Origin of the sequence: Mameliella sp. LZ-28 (genome assembly GCF_012274245.1) — a bacterium.
GTDB classification, from domain to species: domain Bacteria; phylum Pseudomonadota; class Alphaproteobacteria; order Rhodobacterales; family Rhodobacteraceae; genus Antarctobacter; species Antarctobacter albus.
This window is the reverse complement of sequence record NZ_JAANYX010000036.1, coordinates 270501-292450: the sequence shown is the minus strand read 5'-3', so window position 1 is coordinate 292450 and position 21950 is coordinate 270501. Positions and strand designations below refer to the sequence as shown.

Genomic DNA, 21950 nt, shown 5'->3' with positions numbered 1-21950 from the left:
AATCGCACGAGGCGGTTTCCGCCACGTCGAGAATTGCGACTCTGCATATCGAATTTGCGACCGGTGGCGTTCAGCCTCTTGGATTCAGCAGGATGCCGACGGCGGGCAGATCCTCTTGCGGGCTGGCCTGGGCCTTGCGGTATTCGCCCGGGGCAAAGCCGCGTTCGGCCTTCAGCACGCGCGCCAGGTGGGTGCCGTCGCAGAACCCGGTGGCCAGCCCGATTTCGGCCACGGGATCATTGGTGCTGCGCAGTTTCTGCAGGGCGCGGTCCAGCCGGATATCCAGGTAGAGTTTCGAGGGCGGCTGTCCCAGGTCGGCCAGCACGCGCCGTTCGAGTGTCCGCCTGCCAACCCCCAGTTGCCGGGCGAGCGCGGCAATCGACAGCGGCACCTCGATGTTCTGCTGCATGCGCAGGATCGCGCGTTTCACCAGGTCGTCCCTTGGCGTGCGGGCGGTTTGCTGGCCCGGCTGGGCCTCGTCCCCGCGCAGGGCCTCGTCGATCATCATGATGTTCAGGCTCTTGATGGCGGCGGACTGGCCGACGTGGCGTGAAACCAGGAAGGCGGCAAGGTGGGCGGAGCCATGCCCGCCGGAACAGGTCAGCCGGTCCCGGTCGACGACAAAGATCTGGTCCGAGACCGGCTGGACAGAGTCGAAACGGTTGACGAAATCCTGATGGTGGAACCAGCTGACGCAACAGCGATAGCCGTCCAGCAACCCGGCCTCGTGCAGCAGGAAAACCCCGGTGCAGAGGCCCACGACGGGCGTTCCGGCCTCGGCGCGCGCCGTCAGAAAGGCGCTTTCCGCCCGGCTCAGCGCGGGCTTGTCGCCCATCACGCCGCCGACCACGACGATGTAATCGAACTTGCCCGCCCGGCGCAGCGAGGTGTCCGGCGTGACGCGCACGCCGCAACTGGACCGAACCGGGGTCATCGTGTCCGACAGCACCGCCCAGTCGCAGAGGATGGGCCGCGACATGTCCGCCTCGTCTGCGGCCAGCCGCAGAACGTCCACGAAATTGGCAAAGGCGGACAGGGTAAAGCTGTCCGCCAGCAGAAAGGCGACGCTCAGCCGCTTGCGTGGGGCAGGGGCGGGCGGTGTTGAACTGGTGCGTTTGGCCATGGCGCAAACCTGCGGGTTGGATGGCGCAATCATACCTGCGAGTCGCGCCGGACGCCAGTAGGGCTGCGCGGCAGTATTCCCCAGAGGTGCCGACCATGACCCATTTCAGTGCCTTCAGCCTGCTGAAGAACGCCTTGACCGGCCACAAGGCCTGGACCGAGCAATGGCCCGACAGCCAGCCCAAGAAAGAGTACGACGTGATCATCGTCGGCGCGGGCGGTCATGGCCTGGGTGCCGCCTATTACCTTGCCACGCAGCACGGCATCACCAATATCGCGGTGATCGACAAGGGCTGGCTGGGCGGCGGCAACACCGGCCGCAACACCACCATCATCCGGTCGAACTATCTCTACGACGAGAGCGCGAAGCTCTACGATCACGCGGTCGACCTGTGGGAGAACCTCAGCCAGGAGCTGAACTACAACATCATGTATTCGCGCCGCGGCGTGCTGATGCTGGCGCACAACGTGCATGACGTCCAGAGCTTCAAGCGGCACATCCATGCCAACCGCCTGAATGGCGTCGACAACCGCTGGCTGACGACGCAGGAGTGCAAGGATTACTGCCCGCCTCTGAACATCTCTCCAAACGCGCGTTACCCCGTCATGGGCGGTGCGCTACAGGAGCGCGCCGGGACCGCGCGGCACGATGCCGTGGCCTGGGGTTATGCCCGTGGCGCCGCGATGCGCGGCGTGGACATCATCCAGAACTGCGCGGTCACGGCGATCCGCCGGAACACGGACGGGTCCGTGGCCGGCGTCGAGACCGCCAAGGGGTTCATCAAGGCCAAGAAGGTCGCCGTCTCTGCCGCAGGCCATACCTCGGTCGTGATGGAAACCGCCGGCGTCCGCCTGCCGCTGGAAAGCTATCCGCTGCAGGCGCTGGTCTCTGAGCCGGTTAAGCCGATCTTCCCCTGCGTGGTGATGTCGAACGCGGTGCACGCCTACATCAGCCAGTCCGACAAGGGCGAACTGGTGATCGGCTCTGGCACCGACCAGTACACGTCCTACAGCCAGCGCGGCGGGTTGCCGCTGATCGAGCATACCGTGGCCGCGATCACAGAGGTCTTCCCGATCTTCAACCGTATGCGGATGCTGCGGAAATGGGGCGGCATCGTGGACGTGACCCCGGACCGGTCGGCCATCATCTCCAAGACCCCGGTCGAGGGGCTTTATGTCAACTGCGGCTGGGGCACCGGCGGGTTCAAGGCGACACCCGGCGCGGCGCATACCTTTGCCTGGACCATCGCCAAGAACGAACCGCACCCGATCAACGCACCTTTCACGATGGAACGGTTCCGCACCGGCCGCCTGATCGACGAGGCCGCCGCCGCGGCTGTGGCTCACTGAGGATATCGAGATGCTTCTGATCCATTGCCCCTATTGCGAAGAGACGCTGCCCGAGGCCGAGTTCACCTATGCCGGCCAGGCGCATGTCATCCGCCCCGAAAACCCCTCTGGCCAGACCGACGACCAGTGGGAGGAGTTCCTGTTCATCCGCGCCAACCCCAAAGGGCCGCACTATGAACGCTGGCGGCATTTCCACGGGTGCGGGCGGTTCTTCAACGCTGTGCGCGACACCGTTTCGGACAAGTTCCTGACCACCTACAAGGCGGGCGCCCCGCGCCCCGACCTCTCCAGCCTGACGGAGGGCCTGAAATGAGCCAGTTTCGCGTAGCGGGCAAGGGCCGCGTCGACACCGGTCGGCCCGTCACTTTCACCTTTGACGGCAAGTCCTACAAGGGCGCGCAGGGCGACACCGTCGCCTCAGCGCTGCTGGCGAATGGCGTGCACCTGATGGGCCGGTCGTTCAAGTATCACCGCCCGCGCGGCGCCGTTGCCGCCGGATCGGAAGAGCCCAACGCCCTGATCGGCACCCGCCGCGGCAAGGGCCGGTTCGAGCCGAACACCCGCGCCACCGTGCAGGAAATCTGGCAGGGGCTGGAGACGACCTCGCAGAACAAGTACCCGAGCCTGAAATGGGACATCGGCGCGGTCAACGATGCCGCCTACATGCTGTTCTCTGCGGGCTTCTACTACAAGACCTTCATGTGGCCCAAGAATTTCTGGCACAAGGTCTATGAGCCCTTCATCCGCGCCGCTGCCGGCCTGGGCGTCTCCCCGACCGAGGAAGACCCGGACACCTACGCCTCGCGCTACCTGCATTGCGACGTGCTGATCGTCGGCGCCGGTCCCTCTGGGCTTGCCGCCGCCCGCGCGGCAGCCGTGGACGGGCTGAAAGTCGTCCTGGTCGATGAGAACCCGGAGGCAGGCGGCACGCTGTTGTCCGAGCCGCAGGCACAGATCGACGGCAAACCGGCCTGGGACTGGCTGGCGGCGGAAGTCGAGGCACTGAAGGGCCTTGGCGTCCGGATCATGACCCGCACCACCGCCATCGGCTATTACCACCAGAACATGATCGGCATGGTCGAGAAGCTGACCGACCACTTGCCGGAGCTGCCCGCCGACACGCCGCGCGAACGCATGTGGCGGGTGCGGGCCGGTCAGGTCGTGCTGGCGCAGGGCGCGCTGGAAAAGCCGCTGGTCTTCCACGGCAACGACCGTCCCGGCGTCATGCTGGCTGGATCGGCACAGACCTACCTGAACCGCTACGGCGTCCTGGTGGGCAAGAAGCCGGTTGTCCTGACTGCGCATGATTCTGCCTGGTACGCGGCTTTTGATCTCGCCGATGCCGGCGCCCGTGTTCAGGCCATAGTCGATACGCGCGACACCGTCCGCGAGGATCTGCTGGCCGCCGCACAGGACCGTGGCATCAAGGTCAAGCTGGCGCATACGGCCACCGGCACGACAGGGCGCCTGCGGGTCAATTCCCTGCGGGTGAACCCGGTCAAGGGCGGCACCGTCGGCGATGGCTATACCATCGCCTGCGACGCGGTGCTTATGTCCGGCGGCTGGACCCCCTCGCTGCACCTGTTCTCGCACACCAAGGGCTCGCTCATCTGGGACGACGACCTGACCACCTTTCTGCCCAAGGACACGCCCGAGGATTGCGTCATCGCAGGCGCGAGCCGTGGTCTCTGGGGGATCGAGGCCGTTTTGAACGACGGTGCCGAGAAGGGGCGTGAGGTGGCCGCGGCGCTGGGCAAGGCGCCTGCGACGATAGCCTATGCTGTCGAGGCGGACCGCCCCGGCACCGGCACCACGCACAAGGAGCTGCCGACCGACCGCAGCCCGGGCAAGGCCAAGGCCTTTGTCGACTACCAGAACGACGTGACTGCCAAGGACCTGCGTTTGGCCGTGCGCGAAGGGATGCGTTCGATCGAGCACGTCAAGCGTTACACCACCAACGGCATGGCGACCGACCAGGGCAAGATGTCCAACATCAACGGGTTGAACATCGCCGCCGACGCCTTGGGCAAGAAGCAGCCGCAGGTGGGCCTGACCACCTTCCGTCCGCCCTATACTCCGACCTCCTTCGGCGCCTTCGCGGGTTACCACCGGGGCGAACACTTCGAGGTGACTCGCAAGACCCAGATCGACGGCTGGGCCGAGGAAAACGGAGCGGTCTTTGAGCCGGTCGGCCAGTGGCGTCGCGCCTGGTACTTCCCCAAGGCGGGCGAGGACATGGACGCTGCCGTGCGCCGCGAATGCGTCGCCACGCGCAAGTCTTTGGGGATCTTCGACGCCTCCACGCTGGGCAAGATCGAGGTCAAGGGACCGGATGCGGTCGAGTTCATGAACCGCATGTACACCAACCCCTGGACCAAGCTGGCGCCGGGTCGCTGCCGCTATGGCCTGCTCTGCGGCGATGATGGCTTCATCCGCGATGACGGTGTTATCGGTCGCCTGTCCGATGACTGCTTCCACGTTACCACCACCACCGGCGGTGCCGCGCGCGTGCTGAACATGATGGAGGACTATCTCCAGACGGAATGGCCCGACCTGAACGTCTGGCTGACCTCCACCACCGAGCAATGGTCGACCGTCGCGCTGAACGGCCCCAACGCCGCCAAGCTGCTTGGCGGGCTGGTCGAGGGCGTGGAGCTGACGGATGAGACCTTCCCGCACATGTCCTGCGTGGAATGCACCGTTGCGGGCATGCCCGCGCGGCTGTTCCGCATCAGCTTTACCGGCGAAATCGGGTTCGAGGTCAACGTGCCCGCACCGATGGGCCGCAAGCTGTGGGAGACCCTCTGGGAGGCCGGCCAGCAATACGACATCTGCGCCTATGGCACGGAAACCATGCACGTCCTGCGAGCCGAAAAGGGCTATATCATCGTCGGCCAGGATACCGATGGCACCGTCACGCCCTATGACGCGGGCATGGGTTGGGCCGTGGGCAAGAACAAGCCCGACTTCGTCGGCATGCGCGGGCTGGCACGGCCTGACCTTGTCGCGCCCGGGCGCAAGCAGCTTGTCGGCCTGCTGACCGATGATCAGTCCAGGCTGGAGGAAGGCGCACAGATCGTCTTTGACCCGAACCAGCCGGTGCCGATGAAGATGGTGGGGCATGTGACCTCCTCCTATCACTCGGACGCTGTAGGCCGGCCCATCGCCCTGGCGCTGGTCGAGGGCGGACACGACAAGATGGGCGAGACCGTCCATATCCCGATGCCCGACCGCACCATCGCGGCAAAGATCACCTCGACGATCTTCGTCGATCCCGAAAACGCCCGTCTGAAGATCTGAGGAGCCTGTCATGAACGCACCGATTTCCTCTTTCACCCCCTCGGTCCTCGCGGAAAGCGCGGTAGCGCGGGTCAGCCTTGCCGCACCATGTGCACGGCTGTCCCTGCGGGCGCGCGGTGATCTTGCGCCGCTCAACGCGGCGCTGGGCTTGACGCTGCCCATGCGGATCGGCCAGCGCGCGCAGTCGGGTGAGTCCCAGGCGCTGTGCCTTGGTCCCGACGAATGGATGCTGCAGGCGCCAGAGACGCTGGCGGCGGGTATGCAGGCGGCCTGTGACGAGGTCTATGGCACGCTGCCGCACAGCCTGGTCGACGTGTCGGGGCGCGAGGTCACCTTCGTGCTGGACGGTCCCCGTGCCGTGGATCTTCTGACGCTGGGCATGCCGCGCAACCCCGACAGCATCGCCGTGGGCGAGGGGCGCCGGATCAACTTCGACGGCGTGACGGTCCTGCTCTGGCGCGATGGCGAAACCGCGTTTCGCATGGACGTCTGGCACAGCTTTGCGCCACACCTGCTGCACTTGCTGGAGACCGGCGTGGCAGAGCTGGCCGCCGAAGCGGCCTGAGCCGCGCCAACCAGCGTGCCGGGAAACAGGAAAGGGCGGCCGCGGGGCCGCCCTTCTTTTCATGGGATACCTGCGTGACCCTCGCCGGTTTCAGATGTCCTTGACCAGTCGCAGCGCGTCATAGATCGCCGCATGGGTATTGCGGGCGCTGACGGCATCTCCGATGCGGAACAGTTGGAACCCCTCCGCCGGGCCGCGTGTCACGGTCTGCTGTTGGCCGCCGATCAGCGCGTCGTAGTCGACGGCCCCGCCGTTCGACGACAGCGGTTTCAGGTCGAAATACAGGTCATCCATCGGCAGCGTGCCATAGTTCACCACCACCTGATCATAGCGTTTCTCGGTCTTGAGATCGCTGTAGTCTGTCCCGATCACTGCCTTCAACTCATTGCCGTCACGGGCCACGTCCAGCAGGCGGCGGGTGACGGTAAAGGTCACGTCCTTGTCCTGCAACGCACGCATGTAGGGCACCAGGTTCATCGCCATGATGTCCGGCGCAAAGGTCCGGTCCGGGGTCATCACCTCGACCGTGGCGCCGGCGTTTGCCGCGACCTCGGCGGCCATGAGGCCGGGGTGATCGCCGCTTTCGTCGTAGATCAGCACGTTCTGGCCGGGTTTCACGTCGCCTGCGATGATGTCCCATGCGGTGACGACCAGGTCCTGCTCCTTGCCGCTCTCGAAGAGTTCGGTGTTGGGCATGCCGCCGGTGGCGACGATCACCACGTCGGGGTCGAGCGCGGTCACGTCCTCGACCTCGGCCCAGGTGTTGAAACGGAACTCGACATCACGCGCGGCACATTGCGCCATGCGCCAGTCGATGATCGAGATCATCTCGCGTCGTCGCGGGTTCTGCGCGGTCAGGCGGACCTGGCCGCCGGGGTCGGGCTGCGCCTCGAACACCGTCACGTCATGGCCGCGTTCGGCGGCGACGCGCGCGGCCTCCAGTCCGGCGGGGCCTGCGCCGACGATCACCACCTTCTTGCGGCTGGCGGCCGCAAGGATCGTATGCGGCATGGTCAGCTCGCGCCCGGTGGCGGCGTTGTGGATGCACAGTGCCTCACCCGCGGCGTAGATCCTGTCGAGGCAATAGGTGGCGCCGACGCAGGGACGAATGTCATCCTCGCGCCCCTCGATGATCTTCCTGACCACATGCGGGTCGGCCATGTGGGCGCGGGTCATGCCGACCATGTCCAGCAGGCCCGCCGCAACGGCGTGGCGGGCGGTGGCCGCGTCGGGGATCTTGGCGGCGTGGAAGGTGGGCATGCCCGTCGCCTTCTTGACCGCGCCGGCAAAATCCAGGTGCGGCGCGTTCTTCATGCCCTGCACCGGGATCACGTCCGTCATGGCGGGATCGGTATGGATCCGGCCGCGAATGACGTTCAGGAAATCGACCTTTCCCCCGGCAGCGAGGCGTTTCGAAATCTCGATCCCCTCTTCGGGGGTGATGCCGCCTGTTTCGGCCTCGTCTGCGGTATAGCGCAGGCCAACGATGAACTCGGTGCCCACCCGTTTGCGAATGCCGTCCAGAACGTCGTTCAGCAATTGCATCCGGGACTCGAGTGTCCGGCCGCCATAGGGGCCATCAAGATCATTCGTGAGCGGAGACCAGAACTGGTCGAGCAGGTGGCCATAGACCTGCAGCTCGACCCCGTCCATGCCGCCGGCCTGCATCCGTTCGGTGGCATCGGCGAAATCCGTGATGATGCGCTCGATGTCCCAGTCCTCGGCCAGTTTCGGGAACGCCCGGTGTGCCGGCTCGCGGTGTTTCGAAGACGAAACCGAGGGCAGCCAGTCGCCCTTGTTCCAGGCGGTGCGGCGGCCTAGGTGCGTCAGCTGGATCATCACCGCGCTGCCGTGTTCGTGGCAGGCATCGGTCAGGTTGCGGATCCACGGCACGACCTCGTCCTTGTAGGCGAGGATATTGTTGAAGACAGGGGGGCTGTCCTTGGACACGGCGGCCGAACCGGCCGTCATCGTCAGCGCCACGCCCGCTTTCGCCCGTTCCGCGTGATAGGCGGCGTAGCGCTCCTTGGGCATCCCGTCCTCGGGGTAGGCCGGTTCGTGGCTGGTGGTCATGATGCGGTTGCGCAGCGTCAGGTGCTTGAGCTGGTAGGGCTGCAGAAGAGGATCGTTGGACATGGGGCCTCCGCGTGTTGACAGGCCAGCGATGCCCCGAATGTTCACTTATGTCAAGTTTGTGTTCATGTATGTCGAGTTTCTTGTGGCAGCTCGGTCCTGCTGCTAGAAGATCCGTCATGACGCAGGATACGGACGAAAAACCGAAAGGGTGGCGGGGTTCGCGAGAGCTTTGGCTCGACGCGGCGCGCGAAGCCTTCATCGCTTCAGGCATCGACGCGGTGAAGATCCAGCCGCTGGCCAGCAGGCTTGGCCTGTCGCGAACCAGTTTCTACTGGTTCTTCGACGACCGGGAGGCCCTGCTGCAGGCGCTGCTGGACGATTGGGAAGAGATCAACACCCGATGCCTTGTCCAGGCGACCGAGGGCTTTGCCGAGACCATCACCGAGGCTGTGCTTTCGGTGATCGGGGTGTTCCTGCCCGGGGGCGGGTTCGAACCCCGGCTGGACCTGGCGGTGCGGGGCTGGGCGCACCAGTCCGACGCCATCGCCGCCAAGGTGAATTCCACGGACGAGCTGCGCCTTTCGGCCATCCGGGCGATGTTCGAGCGGTTCGGCTTTGATCCGGATGAAGCCGACGTGCGGGCGCGCACGATGTACCTGGTGCAGATCGGCTATATCTCGATGCAGGTGCAGGAAGATGTCGGCCTGCGCCTGGCGCGGATCCCCAACTACGTGAAGACCTTTACCGGGCAGGCCCCAGATGCGCGCGACCTGGCGCGTTTCGAGGCGCGGCATGGCGGTGCCGACCTGGCAGGGTAGGTGGTGTCAGGGCAGGTTCTCGCGGAAGTAGATTTCAAGCCGCAGGGGGCGTGGGCGCGGTTCGGGCTGCGACAGCGCCCGGATCGCGGCCTCGATCAACAGGTCCGGGTCCTGGTCGAAGACGGCGTCCATGCTGCCCTCCAGCAGGGCACGGCGCGTGTCCGGGGTGAGGCCGTGACCGATGAAGGTGACAGTCGTCCTGTCGCGCTCGCGCAGGGCGCGGCTGATCCCGTTGGATGATCCGCCCACGTTGTAGATGCCGACAAGATCCGGCGCCTGGTCCAGCAGGGCCAGCGTATGACGATAGTTCTCGCCCGCGTCATCGTGCCCCTCTCGCATGCCGATCACGCGCAGGTGCGGGAACATTTCTTCCTGGATGCTGAGAAAGCCGGCCTCGCGTTCCGAATGGGCGCGGTAGTGGCGCGATCCGGCAACCAGCGCCACGGCCCCGGTATCCGAATGCGCCAGCCGCCCGATCAACAACCCTGCCGTCCGCCCGACGGCACGATTGTCCAACCCGACGTGGGCGACATCCGGCAGAGTTCCCAGGTCCGAAACGATGGTGACCAGCCGGGTGCCGCCTGCGGCCACTTCCAGCGCGGCTTCGCGCACCTCGGGATGTTCGATGGCGAAAAAGGCGATGGCATCGGCCCAGGCAGCATTTTTGCGCAGCGCCTCGGCCAGTGCGGTGGCATCGAAACTTTCAATAAAGAAACAGCGCAGGAACGGGTCGTTGATACCTGTCCGACCGATCCGCGCCTTTACCCGTTCACCCAGCAGGCGCAGGTAGGGGTTCGACCCCGCAGGCAGCAGCATGACCATGTTCAGGGGGCGTTCCGTGCCATAGCGTTCAACGTCCTCGGTCGAGAGGAACCCGATCTCGCGGGCTATTTCCAGGACCCGCCCGCGCGTGCGTTCCTTGACACCCTTGCGTCGGTTGATGACCCGGTCGACCGTGGCCAGCGAAACGCCTGCGCGTGCGGCAATATCGGAAAGTTGTGGTTTCGTGCTGTCCGTCATTCTGCGCTCTTTTGACGGACCTCAAAAACCGTCATTTCATTTCCTTTGACGAAGCGTGGCTCAAAACCATAACCTTGGTCAAGGCTGTTGAAATCATGAATTGGGGCCAAGCCAAGGCATGATGAAACATCAAAACGCATCATAATCTGGGAGGAGACCCGATGCTGAAGTCTCAAGGATTGACCCGCCGTACCCTGCTGGCCACCGGCGCCGGCGCCCTGGCCGCACCCTTTCTGGCGCGTCCCGGTCTTGCCGCCACGACCCTGCGCTATGGTCACAACAACGAGGTCGCCTCTGTCGCGGGCGCCCAGGCCGACTGGTTCGCCGAGGCGCTGGGCCAGACGTCGGGTGGCGACATCAACGTGCAGGTCTTCCCCAACAGCCAGCTGGGCAAGCTGCAGGAACTGGCCGAGGCCGTGTCGCTGGGCACCATCGCCTTTTCGCACAACACCGCCGGCGCGCTGGGCTCGCTCTACCAGCCCTTCGCGGCGCTGGACACGCCGTACCTGTACCGTGACGTCGATCACCTGATGAAGGTGACGGATGTCGAAAGCCCGGTCATGCAGGAGCTGAACGAGGGCCTGATCGCCGCCGCCAACGTGCGCGTGATCTATGCCCATTACTTCGGCCGCCGGAACCTGACCTGCAACAAGGCGGTCATGTCGCCCGAAGACCTGGCCGGGACCAAGATCCGCGCCGTGCCCTTCCCGATCTACACCACCGCGGTCGAGGGCATGGGCGCCGTGGCCGTGCCGGTCGACTGGTCCGAGGTGCCGACCGCGCTGGCCACCGGCGTCGTGCAGGGGCAGGAAAACCCGGTCAACGTGGTGCTGAACGTCAAGCTCTACGAGGTGCAGTCACACCTGATGCTGACCGGCCATATGTCCAACGCCGAGGTTGTCGTGATGAACGAGGACGCCTGGCAAGGTCTCGACGCCAAGCAGAAGGATGCGGTGCGCGAAGCCTCGGAGCAGACGCGCCAGAAGGCGACCAAGGCCATCCTCGACAACGAGGAAGCCGAGACGCAAAAGCTGCGCGACCTGGGCATGACCGTGATCGGCGCCGAGGACGGTCTGCAGCTGGACGCCTTCCGCGCCTCGGTCAGCAAGCTGGTCGACGAACGCTTTGGTGCCGAATACGGCGACCTCTACTCCAAGATTGCGGCGGTCGCCTGATGCCGCATAGCGAACCGGGCCGCGCGATCCTCGCGCGGCTCGCCCGTTTCGGTGTTGTCCTGGGCATGGGCCTGCTGGTGTTGATGGCCGCTCTGGTCGTGACGCAGGTGGCCGCGCGCAACTTCTACGACCTGGGCCTGCCCTGGGCGGATGAACTGGCGCGGTTTTCCGGCATCGGGCTGGTGTTTCTTTCCGTGCCCTGCCTCGCCGGGCGGCATGTGCTGGTTTCGGTCTCGATGCTGCCTGATGCCTCGCCCCCGGCGGCGCGCAAGGTCATGCACCTGATCGGGGACATCGCCACGCTGGCTTTCGCTGCGCTGATGCTCTGGAGCTTTGCCGAGTTCCTGCCACGCGCGGGCAAGTTCCTGACCCCCGCGATGCGCGTGCCCAACTGGGTCTACTACAGCCTCGCGTTGACCGGCAGCCTGTTCCTCTTTGCCGTCGCGCTGCACCGTGTTGCCCGCACCCTGACCGGCCACGCCCCCACCGAGCCCTACCATGATCCCAGGGACGATAGCGGACTACCCACATGAGCCTTATCCTTGTCGCTCTTTTCCTCGCGCTGCTGGCCGTCGGCGCGCCGATCGCGGTTTGCCTGGGCCTGTCCTCGGCCGTCGTGATCGTGATGCAGGGCCTGCCAGTTGCGGTCCTGTCGCAGCGCAGCCTGAACGCGCTGGACAGCTCGCCCCTGCTGGCGGTGCCGCTCTTCATCCTTGCCGCCAACCTGCTGAACGCGACCGGGGTGACGACGCATCTCTTTGACCTCGTGCGGATGATCTTTGGCCGTATTCGGGGCGCCGTCGCGCAGGTCAGCGTCTTTGTCTCGCTGATCTTCTCGGGCATTTCCGGCGCGGCCCTAGCCGACATCGGCGCGCTTGGCGCAATCCAGATCAACCAGATGAAGGCGCAGGGCTACCGCGAGGAATTTGCCGCCGGTGTCACCGTCGCCGCCGCCACCATCGGACCGATCTTTCCGCCCTCGATCCCGATCATCATCTATGCCTCGGTCGCCAATGTCTCGGCGGTGAAACTGCTGCTGGCGGGGATCATTCCGGCGCTGTTGCTGACGGGCCTCTTGATGGCGCAGATCGCGATCATCGCCCGGGTCAAAGGCCTGCCGCGCGACACCGTCCGGGCCGAGCCCAAGGCGATTGCGCGCAAGGCGGTGATCTCCATTCCCGCGCTGCTGGCACCGGTCCTGCTGATCGGCGGGCTGATGAGCGGATGGTTCGGCCCGACAGAGGTCGCGGGCGTCACCGTCGCCTATGCCACGCTGATCGGGATCGTCGTCTATCGCTCGCTCACCCTGCGCAAGATGGGCGCGGCCCTGCGCGAAACCGTCGAATCCACGGCCAACATCCTGTTTGTCGTGGCCACGGCGGCATTGTTCGCCTGGGTGCTGACGCTGGACCAGGTGCCAATGAAGGTCTCGGGCTTTCTGTTGGGCCTGTCGGAAAACCCGCTGGTGCTGCTGCTGATCGTCAACGTCTTTCTGCTGATCGTCGGCATGGTGCTGGAAAGCATCGCCGCCATCCTGATCATCGCGCCCATCGTGGCGCCCGCGCTGACCGCTGCCGGGGTGGATCCGCTGCAGCTGGGGATCGTCTTTGTCCTGAACCTGATGATAGGTCTGCTGACGCCGCCGGTGGGCATGAGCCTCTACATGATCACCATCATCACCAAGATGCCGATCAACCGCGTGATTGCCGGGGTGCTGCCCTTCTTCATCCCGCTTCTTCTCTCGCTCCTGGTGGTCTCTGCCGTGCCGGCGCTGTCCACCTGGCTCCCCGAAACACTGATGAACTGAGGTTCGACATGAGCACCCTTTTGGGCCCGATCCGACAGCTTGGCTATGTCGTCGACGATATCGAGGCCGGCATGAAGCACTGGTCAGAGGTCATGGGCGTGGGCCCCTGGTTCTACAACCCGCGCGTCCCGATCGAGGACTACCATTACGACGGGCAAAGCTATCAGCCGGAAAACTCCGTTGCCCTGGCCAACTCCGGCCCGATGCAGGTTGAACTGATCCAGTGCCGCAACGATGTGCCCTCGATGTATCGCGATTTTCGTGAAAAGGGGCTGCGCGGTCTGCAACACGTCGCCTTCTGGACGACCGACTATGATGCCGATCTGGCCCGGATGCTGGACCGTGGCTTTACCGTCAAGATGTCCGGCTGCGTCGGCCAGAACGGGCGCTTCTGCTATTTCGCCGAGGAACATCACCCCGGCACCTGCATCGAACTGTCCGAAGTGCTGGGGCCCAAGGGCAAGATGTTCGACATGATCCGGGCGGCCTCGGTCGATTGGGACGGATCTGATCCCGTGCGACCCTTCCCGGACCTGTCGGCGTTGTGATGGACCTGATCGTCGCGGAATACCTGCTGGAAACGCCCTTTCCGGTCGAAGAGGTCGCCGCCATGATGGCGGGCGAGCAGTCTTCCGGCACTTTCGTGCGCGTCGCGGGCGAAACAGACGAGTTGCGCGCGCGCGCTGCCGCGCAGGTCCTGTCGGTCGAGGTGCTTGGGCAGGTGGACAGCCCGGCTCTGACCTCGGCCTATGTCGAGCGCAAGGGAAAGGCAGGGCCTTTCACCCGCGCCCGCGTCCGCATCGCATTTCCGCCCGGCAATATCGGGCGCAACCTGCCGACGCTGGCGGCCACGGTCTCTGGCAATCTCTACGACATCGGCGAGATCACCGGCCTGAAACTGCTGTCGGTGGAGCTGCCCGCGGATTACCGTTCCCGCTATCCGATGCCCGCGCAGGGTATTGCGGGTACGCGCGAAACGCTGGGTGTGACCGACCGGCCTCTCTTCGGCACGATCATCAAGCCCAATGTCGGCATGACCTCCGACGACATCGCCGCGCTGGTCGACCGTCTTTGCGCGGCGGGGGTCGATTTCATCAAGGATGACGAGGTCTGCGCCAATCCCGACGTGGCGCCGCTGGCAACCCGCGTTCCGGCGGTGATGAAGGTGCTACGCAAGTGGAAGGACAAGGGCCACAACGTCATGATGGCCTTCAACATCACCGACGAGAGTGACGCCATGCGCCGCCACGCCGATCTTGTGGCGGCAGAAGGCGGCACCTGCGTCATGGCCAGCCTCAACTGGTGCGGCCTGGCGGGGATGGAAAGCCTGCGCGCGGCGACGCCGCTGGCGATCCACGGCCACCGCAACGGGTTCGGCGCGATGAGCCGCCACCCGCTGTTGGGCATGGGGTTCCCCGCCTACCAGTCACTTTACCGGCTGGCGGGGGTCGATCACATGCATGTCCACGGCATCGGCGGCAAGTTCGTAGACCATGCCGACGAGGTGACAGAGGCCGCGCGTGCCTGTCTTGCCCCGCTGACCGACGGCGCCGATGACCGGGTCATGCCGGCCTTTTCCTCGGGCCAATGGGCGGGAACCATGCCTTCGGCCTATGTGGCGGCGCAGGGCCCGGATTTCATATTCATGTGTGGCGGCGGCATCCTGGCCCACCCGGATGGACCGGCCCAGGGCATCGGCTCGCTGCGCGAGGCGTGGGAGGCCCTGTCTGCCGGTGAGGACCTGGAACAGGCGGCGCAGAGCCGGCCGGCGCTGGCTGCTGCCTTCCGGTTCTTCGGGGCGCGCTGATGGCGGGCCTCGTCTTCCTGGGGGACGATTTCACCGGCGCTTCGGACAGCCTGGCCACATATGCTCGCTTCGGGCTGACGTCATGTTTGGTGCTGCGCCCCGAGGCAGCGCCGGGGGATCTGGATGCACTTGGCCTGCCGACCGACCTGCGCTCGCTGGCGCCGGAACGCGCCCTCGCAGAGCTTGACCGCCTCTGGCCCGCGATTGCAGCAGCCTCCCCGCAAGTCCTGCATTTCAAGGTTTGCTCGACCTTCGATTCCGCGCCCGCCGTCGGATCCATCGGCGCGGTCACGGGGGCCTTGATCGACCGGTTCCAGCCCGATGTCGTCGCGGTGATCGGCGGTCAGCCCAGCCTTGGGCGCTATTGCCTCTTCGGGCATCTTTTTGCGCGCGGTCCCGACGGCAATGTGCACCGGATCGATCGCCACCCCGTCATGGCCCACCACCCGGTAACGCCGATGGGAGAAGCCGATCTGCGCCGTCACCTGGTGGCACAGGATTTGGAGGGGCTGACCCTGGTGCCCTTCACGCAACTGGATGAGACGGAAGCGGTGGTCGAAACCTTGCAGGCTGGTCCCGTGCTCTTTGACCTGGCCAGCGAAGCGGACGGGCTTGCCATCGCGCGGGCGCTGCGGCAGGCCGGGGGCCGCCAACTGCTGATCGGCGCCAGTTCCGTGGCCGAGATCCTTGCCGGGTCCAGTGAGCGATCCACGCCGCCATCGGCACTGCCGGCCGCGCCGTCGGGGGGCGTTTTGATGTTCGCAGGCAGCCGATCCGCCAACACCCGTGCCCAAGTCGAACAGTTTTCCGGAACACGCCTGGCCTTGACCCCCGGTGCCCTGCGCGATGGCTCTGCCCTGGTGCAGGCCGCCGGCCTTCTTGAGGCCGGGGCGCCATTGCTGGTGCATCTGGAACAGGGGGCCGACTACGGGCTCTCGCCGGGCGGGCTGGCCGATGCCTCGGCGGGTTTCGTCGCGCAATTGCTGGATCGCTGCCCGGTGGCCTGCCTTGGACTTGCGGGGGGCGATACATCCAGCCGCATCTGTGCACGCCTCGGTCTGGACGCCCTGGCCTATGACCGGGCGATGGGCGCAGGTGTCTGCATCTGCGTCGCCAGCCACCAGGACGCGCGCCGTGACGGAATGCGGATCATGTTGAAGGGGGGGCAGATGGGGCAGCCCGATCTGTTCGATCGCTTCGCAGGGGTCGCGGCCGGGCAATTGGCCTGACCCCATGCCGGTCTGCAATCGTACGGCGGCCCTCCCGGTGATGGGGGGCCGCCGTCAAGGCATCGTCAGTCCGTGACCTTGCGGTACTGGGGCAGGAATTCCAGCGGCATGAAATAGACCTTGCGCCCGAACTTGTCGGTGTAGATCCAGTCATATTCCCGCAGGTTGCGGAAGGTATAGGACCCCTGGTCGCGCCGCCAGACAAGATCGCCCCGGTTGCCGTTCTCGTCGAACTCATAAGGCTGGTCGAGTCGGCCGCCATTGACCATGCGGCTGACGAGGACCGCGCTGCGGCACAGTTCGCGCCGGTGGGCGTCGATCTGGCGCGGCTTGCTCTGGTTCAGGATGTCCAGGTTCATCTGCCGCAGATCGTCGGCGCGGAACAGGGTGCGCGTCGCCAGTGGCAGGCTGCCCCGGTTTCGGAAATAATCCTCGAAGTCCTGGCCCTCCTGGATCGGGTCGCCGGTCAGGACGGACAGCATCTCTACCGCGGCCTGCGAGACCAATTCGCCCGATCCGCCGTCGCCGAAGCCCCGGCAAGCGGTGTTGAGCGCGCCCGACAGCTTGACCGCGACTCCCAGAGGCAGCGAGGCATAATAGCTCCAGTCCTCTTCCTCCTCTTCCACCGGCGCTGTCTGGACATATCCGACCGCGGCGATGGTGCGCTGGGTGATGTCATTGGTGCCGATGGACCGTTCGAAATCCTTCAGGAAGATTTCGTAACCGGCTTCCAGCACCTCGGAGTAGCCGGCCGGAAAGGCCGCGCTGCGGTCCGCGGTTCCAGTGCTTGGTGTCTGGTTGTAGGCGCGCCGGATGGCTTCCTGCCGCAGCTGTTCGCCGTAGAGGAGTGCGCCGCGAATGGCCAGGCCGATGGCCTCGAACTCGGCGATCTCGTCCTTGGCGCCGGTGGTATAGGTCTTTTTCACCTCGACCGACAGCGCCTTGCCCGAGGGCGAGACGTGTTGGTTCCGGATCGCGTTGGAATGCTGCAGGAAGGCTTGGCTGGCCGCCAGAACGGCCTCGCCGCGCACCGGGATCGGCGCGTAGAAGATATTGGCCTCTTGCAGGGCCTCGATCAACTCGGGGCTGGGGGGCTGGCGGTCGCCATGGTCGGCGATGTGGATGATCCACTTGGGCGCATCGCTGCGCCAGTCCGTTTCCTCGGCAGCGCGCAGCAAGGCTGCATTCGAAGCCTCGGGTTTGTCCTTGAGCGCATCCTCGATGTAGAGATCGACGCCGCTGAGTTCCGCGAACTCGTCGCCGCGCAGGATGGGTTGCAGGGCGATGGGATAGCGGAACTGCATCGGATCGCGCAGCCGGGTGGCCGAAGGCGACAGGTAGTCACCGTACATCGCCACGCCAAAGCGGAACGAGGCATTGCCCACATAGTCACGTGCCAGCCCGCGCACCGCGCGCGACACGATGTCGAAATAGCTGCGCATGGACTTGGTGCCGTCGATCAGGAACAGCACGTCGGTCTTGTTCAGCGCGTCAAAGACCTCGGGCGGGGGCGTGTCGTCGATCCGGGAACAGACGCCCGCACCGCCGCTGTCGCAATAGGCCCCGATGAAGGCGACCCGCAGGTTGGGCAGGAAGTTGTTGTTGTCCGAGCTGGCCTGCCGGTTGTCCTGCAAGACCGGGTATCGCTGGAACTCCGGTCCCTCGGTGGCGACGCGGTCCAGATTGCCCGGGACGCCGGCGATGGGCTTGGCGTAGGGGCTGTGCGGAAAGTCCGACAGCACCTGTCCGTCGCCGCCGGTCTTGAAGAAGGTGGTCAGGCGCGAATACCAGACCTGTCCCGCCTGCGCGTCCACCCAGCCGATGGGCTGTTCGCCCGAAAGCAGCAGATAGCGCAGCTGGCCATCCGGGCCCCGCGCGATCTCGCGGATCAGCAGCACGTTGAAGATGTTGATCGTGCCCGAGCGTTCGCGGTCATCTGGCAGGGCGTAGACGGGGATTTCCACCGGGCTGAGATCGCGGACGCTGGCATCCCCGGACAGGCCGGTGTTGTCGACGATGAACTTGGCGTCAAAGACCGACCGCGCGATCGAGGCGTCCTTGCACTCGGCGGTTTCCTCGCCCATGTCCTTGAGCCGCGAACAGAATTCCGACACCCGCATCGGCAGGATGTCACCGCAGTATTCGCCCCCGACGATGGTCCGCAGGGTCGCGGACATCTTGCCGGCCAGCACGTCGTCACCGTCGATCCAGCCGCAGTAGGGGGTTTCGCCGGTGCTGGACACCAGCACCTTGTCGCCGGCTTCGAAATGGCATGTCAGCCGCGTCAGAGGCGGCACCTTGGTCGGCGTCGGGATCGGGTTGCCGCCGCGCGTCTGGAAGATCTGGGTGTCGGCCACGGTCAGCACCGCGCCACCCGTGCCCTGCGGGTCGGGCAGCGAATCCAGCTGCTGGATGCTGCAAAGACCCTCTTCGATGTAGAAATCCTGCGGCGGCGTCCCCTGGGCATGGGCCAGGGACGCAAGCGTCAGTGTGGCCGTGAAACCGGCGACACCGATCACCCGGCGCCATTGGTCGGTCTTAGTCCGCATGGGTCGCGTTTCCTCCTTTGAGGCCCTCGAAGCTGACGGAGAGCTCATCCGGTGTCGGTCTGATGAACACGCTGTCGGGAAAGATGATGATATGCCTGTTCAGCTGGTCACGGCACCGCAGGGTGCGCACGTCGGCGTCCCGCACGGTGTTTTCCTCGCCGAGGCTGCTGGCAAGGTCGGGGAAATAGTTGCCGGAGGCGAACTCGACGATGCTGACCGTGGACCCCTCGTAGCCCAGAAAGGCGGAGGGATCGCAATAGTCGTTGCGGTCGGAAAAGCCGGTGCGGCCCACGACGTGAACGCCCGTCGGGACATCCGCGGACAGGGCGCCCGCCGCGCGCAACTCGTCCAGAACGGCGGTGACGCGAACATCGGCATAATCCGCGTTCGGTTCGACCCGGGCAAAACGCCCCAGTAGCTCGCGCAGCCAGTCGGGTTTCTGCCGCATCTCCAGCGGTGTCAGGCGGGCGACCTCGCGGTGCAGGCCGTTTTCGTCGGGCGCGAAAAAGACGAACTCGGCCGAACGGCTCTCTTCCAGCGCATCCTCGACGGCGAAATCGACATATGCTGCCAGGTAATGCAGCAGGTCGCTCCTTTGGTTGGTGAAGGCATAGACACCTTCGCCCTGTTCGGCGGTGCCCACCAGAGAGGCGCCCAGGTAGGTGTTCAGAAAGAAATACTCGGTGGCGGCATTGGGCAGCAGCCGGACCTCGGAAATCGTCACCACGCCATCCAGGTCGATCGAGACACGCGGGTCGCTGTCCGCGTCGCGCAGCGACAGGATCACGGGTTCGGCCAGGCGGCAGGCCTGGTTGTCGGCATCCTGCGGCGCGGTGATCTCGATCGCGATCTCGTCCAGCCGGGCCTTGTCGGGGAACAGTGCCTGAACTTCCTGCTCTCGCAGGAACCAGCCGGCCGAAATGTCACGCCCGGTAAAGAGCCGGGTCGATTTGCCGGCAAAGACCGGATCGGCATCCGTTCCCGGGGTTTCGGCGAAACGAACGCTGAGCGTGCAGTCGAGGTAGAGCGTCTCGGGGATCTCGAACCCGACGACCAGGCGCTTGAGGAAGGCCGACCGCTTGCGGGCCAGCGCGACGTTCACGACCAGGCGTTCGGTGGTGACGCTGGCCTCGACCAGGCGGGCGGACGCCGCTTCGTATTCCTCGTCGAACTGCAGGCATTCGGGGCCATAAAGCTGGGTGGCCAGCCGCGCCAGGTTGGCGTCCCAGGCCGGCGCCGCGTCCCTGCAGGCGATCTGGTAGGGCGGGACAGTGACTTCCTGCCCCTCGAAGAGGAAGACCGGCTCGACCAGATCCAGGAGGCTGCTGGCCCAGAGCTTGGAATAGGGGATGCCCGGTTCCGCCGGGGGCAGGGGCGTGGCCGTCACCTCGGGGCGGTCGACAGGCGCTGGATCGGGTGCCGGGTCTTCGTCCGGTTTCGCGGTCTGAACCGTCACCGGTGCGTCCGGTTCGACCGGTTTTGGCGGCGTGACGACCAGGGGCGCGTCCACCGCTTCCGGCAGGTCCGCAAGGTCCGCGGCGCAATCGTTGATGCACAGCAGCATAATGACCCCCTGTGACAGGTCGTCGGCGTCACGGGCGATGATGCGATAATACTTGGCAAGCCTTTCGCTCGTAAACTCCCCGGACCCGGCGGGGTTCGACTCCTTGCCGTCAAGGTTGGGCCAGAACTGGCGAATGGCCAGGCCGAAATTCGGTTCTGTCGTGTCAGTGACCGGCTTGTAGAATTGCAGTCCGACGCCCGGCAGATCGCCCGCGTCCTCGGGCATCGGGACGTCGTTGTAGGCGATGAGGCGCAAGGGAAAGCGCAGGAAACCCTCTGAATTGGCGTCGCGGCCGGGCAAAGGGTAGTCCAGCACGAGCCCCTCAGTGACCAGGCAATGCGGGTCGTCCGTGGCGACGGTGCGTCTTTCACCGCCCGCCCATTTGACCTTTTCCAGTGCCTCGTTGGACCGCGCCAGCGGGATCGCGTTCCGCGCAATCATCTGGTCACGCACCTTGGAGGCCAGCCCTGCCGGACCGCCCAGCAGGCGGTCGGGCTGATCGCGCATGATGCGCAGGTCCTCAAGGCAGGTCTCGGCAAGGGCGGGGGCGGCGGCGGATATGGTGGCCAGCAGGAGACTCGTGAAAAGCCTGTGACGTATCATTGCTTTCCTCCCTCAACGACGATGTGGGCTTTGTCCAGGCGGCCGGCAGAGACGACCGACCATTGGTCTCCGACCAGCTTGCACATGGCGATTTCGCCCTCCCTGGTGACGTAAAATGCATCGGCAATCCGGTTGGCCGCGCTGTCGACCAGCCATTGCCCGGCCTCCTGGCACATGGCGGCATCCGGCAGGTCGGGGATCATGGCGGCCAGCGGTCCCTGGTCCAACCCGAATTCCCGTTGGGCCGGGAACAGGGGCAGGCCATCCGGCGTCTGGCGCAGGACAAAGGGATCACCTTCGGCCACAACCGGGCCGGTGTCTTCGCGTGGCGTCGGCGCGGGGTCCGGATCTTCGGCAATCACCGGAGGTTCCGCCGTCGGCGCGGCAGGACGTGCGCGCAGCTCGGCAAGTTCGCCCTGCAAGGTGAGGATGGTGCGGTTCAGCTCGTCGATCTGGGCCTGCAGCGGGTCAAGGTCCGGCGGATCCGGGTGCAGGTGCAGGCAATCGGGCGGATCGGCCTCGTAGCCTTCGTTGGTGCAGACCTGGCGGAGCAGCTTTTCATGCGCCGCGACCTGTCCTTCCAGCGCGTCGATCCTTGGGCGAAGCTCCTGCATGTCCTCCAGCGCGGACAGCAGCGTGTCCATCAGCAGGTCGACATCGATACCGCTGTCTGCCGCCGGCGGCTCCGGCGCCTCGGGGGGCGGATCGGGAACCGGTGCCGGATCGGGAGGGGCATCCGCCGGCCCCGCGCCTTCGTCTGGCGCGGCGGGCGGATCGGCGTCCTCGGTTGCCGGGGCGGCGGCGGGATCATCGGCGTCCGGTGTTCCGTCCGGCGTGACCAGGCGGCCCTGTACCTCTTCCGAGACATCCGGCCCGGCGGCTTCATGGGACTCCGGGTATCCGGCGGTGGCCGTCAGGCAAAGGACGGACGCCGTGGCGGCCAGGACGGTGGATATTCTACCCAA

18 protein-coding genes are annotated in these 21950 nt (G+C 65.6%); 11 read left to right on the top strand and 7 right to left on the bottom strand.

What is annotated here, in order from left to right:
• Window positions 1–70: 70 nt before the first annotated feature.
• Window positions 71–1123 carry a GlxA family transcriptional regulator gene (locus G9Q80_RS25315; protein ID WP_088669957.1) on the bottom strand — a complete coding sequence of 351 codons (1053 nt, stop codon included), beginning with the start codon at window positions 1121–1123 and terminating at the stop codon, window positions 71–73.
• Between the two features lie 95 nt (window positions 1124–1218).
• Between G9Q80_RS25315 and G9Q80_RS25310 the strand changes: the two genes are divergently transcribed.
• The 4 genes from G9Q80_RS25310 to G9Q80_RS25295 are packed head-to-tail and all read left to right on the top strand — an operon-like array spanning window position 1219 to window position 6337.
• A complete protein-coding gene (locus G9Q80_RS25310; RefSeq protein WP_088715357.1) occupies window positions 1219–2472 on the top strand; it encodes a sarcosine oxidase subunit beta family protein in 1254 nt (417 codons plus the stop codon).
• Window positions 2473–2482: 10 nt separating this feature from the next.
• Window positions 2483–2785, top strand: a complete 303-nt coding sequence (locus G9Q80_RS25305) for a sarcosine oxidase subunit delta (protein ID WP_069208938.1) — start codon at window positions 2483–2485, stop codon at window positions 2783–2785.
• On the top strand, window positions 2782–5772 hold the full coding sequence (locus tag G9Q80_RS25300; protein ID WP_088715358.1) for a sarcosine oxidase subunit alpha: 2991 nt from the start codon (window positions 2782–2784) through the stop codon (window positions 5770–5772). Before G9Q80_RS25305 ends, G9Q80_RS25300 begins: the two co-directional genes overlap by 4 nt.
• Before the next feature lie 10 nt (window positions 5773–5782).
• Entirely contained in the window at window positions 5783–6337 is a 555-nt protein-coding gene (locus tag G9Q80_RS25295; protein ID WP_088715359.1) for a sarcosine oxidase subunit gamma, read from the top strand.
• Between the two features lie 90 nt (window positions 6338–6427).
• Here G9Q80_RS25295 and G9Q80_RS25290 read toward each other — a convergent pair whose 3' ends face one another.
• A complete protein-coding gene (locus G9Q80_RS25290; protein ID WP_088715360.1) occupies window positions 6428–8473 on the bottom strand; it encodes an NADH:flavin oxidoreductase in 2046 nt (681 codons plus the stop codon).
• Window positions 8474–8589: 116 nt separating this feature from the next.
• Between G9Q80_RS25290 and G9Q80_RS25285 the strand changes: the two genes are divergently transcribed.
• Entirely contained in the window at window positions 8590–9231 is a 642-nt protein-coding gene (locus G9Q80_RS25285; protein WP_088715361.1) for a TetR/AcrR family transcriptional regulator, read from the top strand.
• 6 nt (window positions 9232–9237) lie between these two features.
• On the opposite strand, the gene G9Q80_RS25280 is transcribed toward G9Q80_RS25285, so the two are convergent.
• Both G9Q80_RS25280 and G9Q80_RS25275 read right to left on the bottom strand, forming a co-directional pair.
• The gene (locus tag G9Q80_RS25280) at window positions 9238–10251 is read right to left on the bottom strand and encodes a LacI family DNA-binding transcriptional regulator (RefSeq protein ID WP_088715362.1); all 1014 of its coding nucleotides are present in this window, start codon (window positions 10249–10251) and stop codon (window positions 9238–9240) included.
• The gene (locus G9Q80_RS25275) at window positions 10248–10394 is read right to left on the bottom strand and encodes a hypothetical protein (RefSeq protein WP_157903833.1); all 147 of its coding nucleotides are present in this window, start codon (window positions 10392–10394) and stop codon (window positions 10248–10250) included. Before G9Q80_RS25275 ends, G9Q80_RS25280 begins: the two co-directional genes overlap by 4 nt.
• 18 nt (window positions 10395–10412) lie before the next feature.
• Between G9Q80_RS25275 and G9Q80_RS25270 the strand changes: the two genes are divergently transcribed.
• Genes G9Q80_RS25270 through G9Q80_RS25245 form a run of 6 tightly spaced genes read left to right on the top strand, consistent with a single transcriptional unit; the run spans window position 10413 to window position 16269 of the window.
• Window positions 10413–11426, top strand: coding sequence for a TRAP transporter substrate-binding protein (locus G9Q80_RS25270; protein WP_043138442.1), 1014 nt, complete (start codon window positions 10413–10415; stop codon window positions 11424–11426).
• Window positions 11426–11959, top strand: a complete 534-nt coding sequence (locus G9Q80_RS25265) for a TRAP transporter small permease (RefSeq protein WP_088715363.1) — start codon at window positions 11426–11428, stop codon at window positions 11957–11959. The genes G9Q80_RS25270 and G9Q80_RS25265 overlap by 1 nt, the downstream gene beginning before the upstream one ends.
• Window positions 11956–13233: a TRAP transporter large permease gene (locus G9Q80_RS25260; RefSeq protein ID WP_043138436.1), complete on the top strand. Its 1278-nt coding sequence runs from the start codon at window positions 11956–11958 to the stop codon at window positions 13231–13233. Before G9Q80_RS25265 ends, G9Q80_RS25260 begins: the two co-directional genes overlap by 4 nt.
• An 8-nt stretch (window positions 13234–13241) precedes the next feature.
• Window positions 13242–13781 carry a VOC family protein gene (locus G9Q80_RS25255; protein ID WP_074621786.1) on the top strand — a complete coding sequence of 180 codons (540 nt, stop codon included), beginning with the start codon at window positions 13242–13244 and terminating at the stop codon, window positions 13779–13781.
• Window positions 13781–15040, top strand: a complete 1260-nt coding sequence (locus G9Q80_RS25250) for a RuBisCO large subunit C-terminal-like domain-containing protein (RefSeq protein WP_088715364.1) — start codon at window positions 13781–13783, stop codon at window positions 15038–15040. Before G9Q80_RS25255 ends, G9Q80_RS25250 begins: the two co-directional genes overlap by 1 nt.
• Window positions 15040–16269 (top strand): four-carbon acid sugar kinase family protein, encoded by a 1230-nt coding sequence (locus tag G9Q80_RS25245; RefSeq protein WP_232788218.1) that lies wholly within the window; start codon window positions 15040–15042, stop codon window positions 16267–16269. The genes G9Q80_RS25250 and G9Q80_RS25245 overlap by 1 nt, the downstream gene beginning before the upstream one ends.
• A 65-nt stretch (window positions 16270–16334) precedes the next feature.
• Here the strand turns inward: G9Q80_RS25245 and G9Q80_RS25240 are convergent, their stop codons facing one another.
• From G9Q80_RS25240 to G9Q80_RS25230, 3 genes are read right to left on the bottom strand one after another with little or no spacing between them, the layout of a single operon-like run.
• Window positions 16335–18818 (bottom strand): vWA domain-containing protein, encoded by a 2484-nt coding sequence (locus G9Q80_RS25240; protein ID WP_088715366.1) that lies wholly within the window; start codon window positions 18816–18818, stop codon window positions 16335–16337.
• Entirely contained in the window at window positions 18808–20985 is a 2178-nt protein-coding gene (locus G9Q80_RS25235; RefSeq protein ID WP_088715367.1) for a hypothetical protein, read from the bottom strand. Before G9Q80_RS25235 ends, G9Q80_RS25240 begins: the two co-directional genes overlap by 11 nt.
• Window positions 20982–21950 (bottom strand): hypothetical protein, encoded by a 969-nt coding sequence (locus G9Q80_RS25230; RefSeq protein WP_088715368.1) that lies wholly within the window; start codon window positions 21948–21950, stop codon window positions 20982–20984. Before G9Q80_RS25230 ends, G9Q80_RS25235 begins: the two co-directional genes overlap by 4 nt.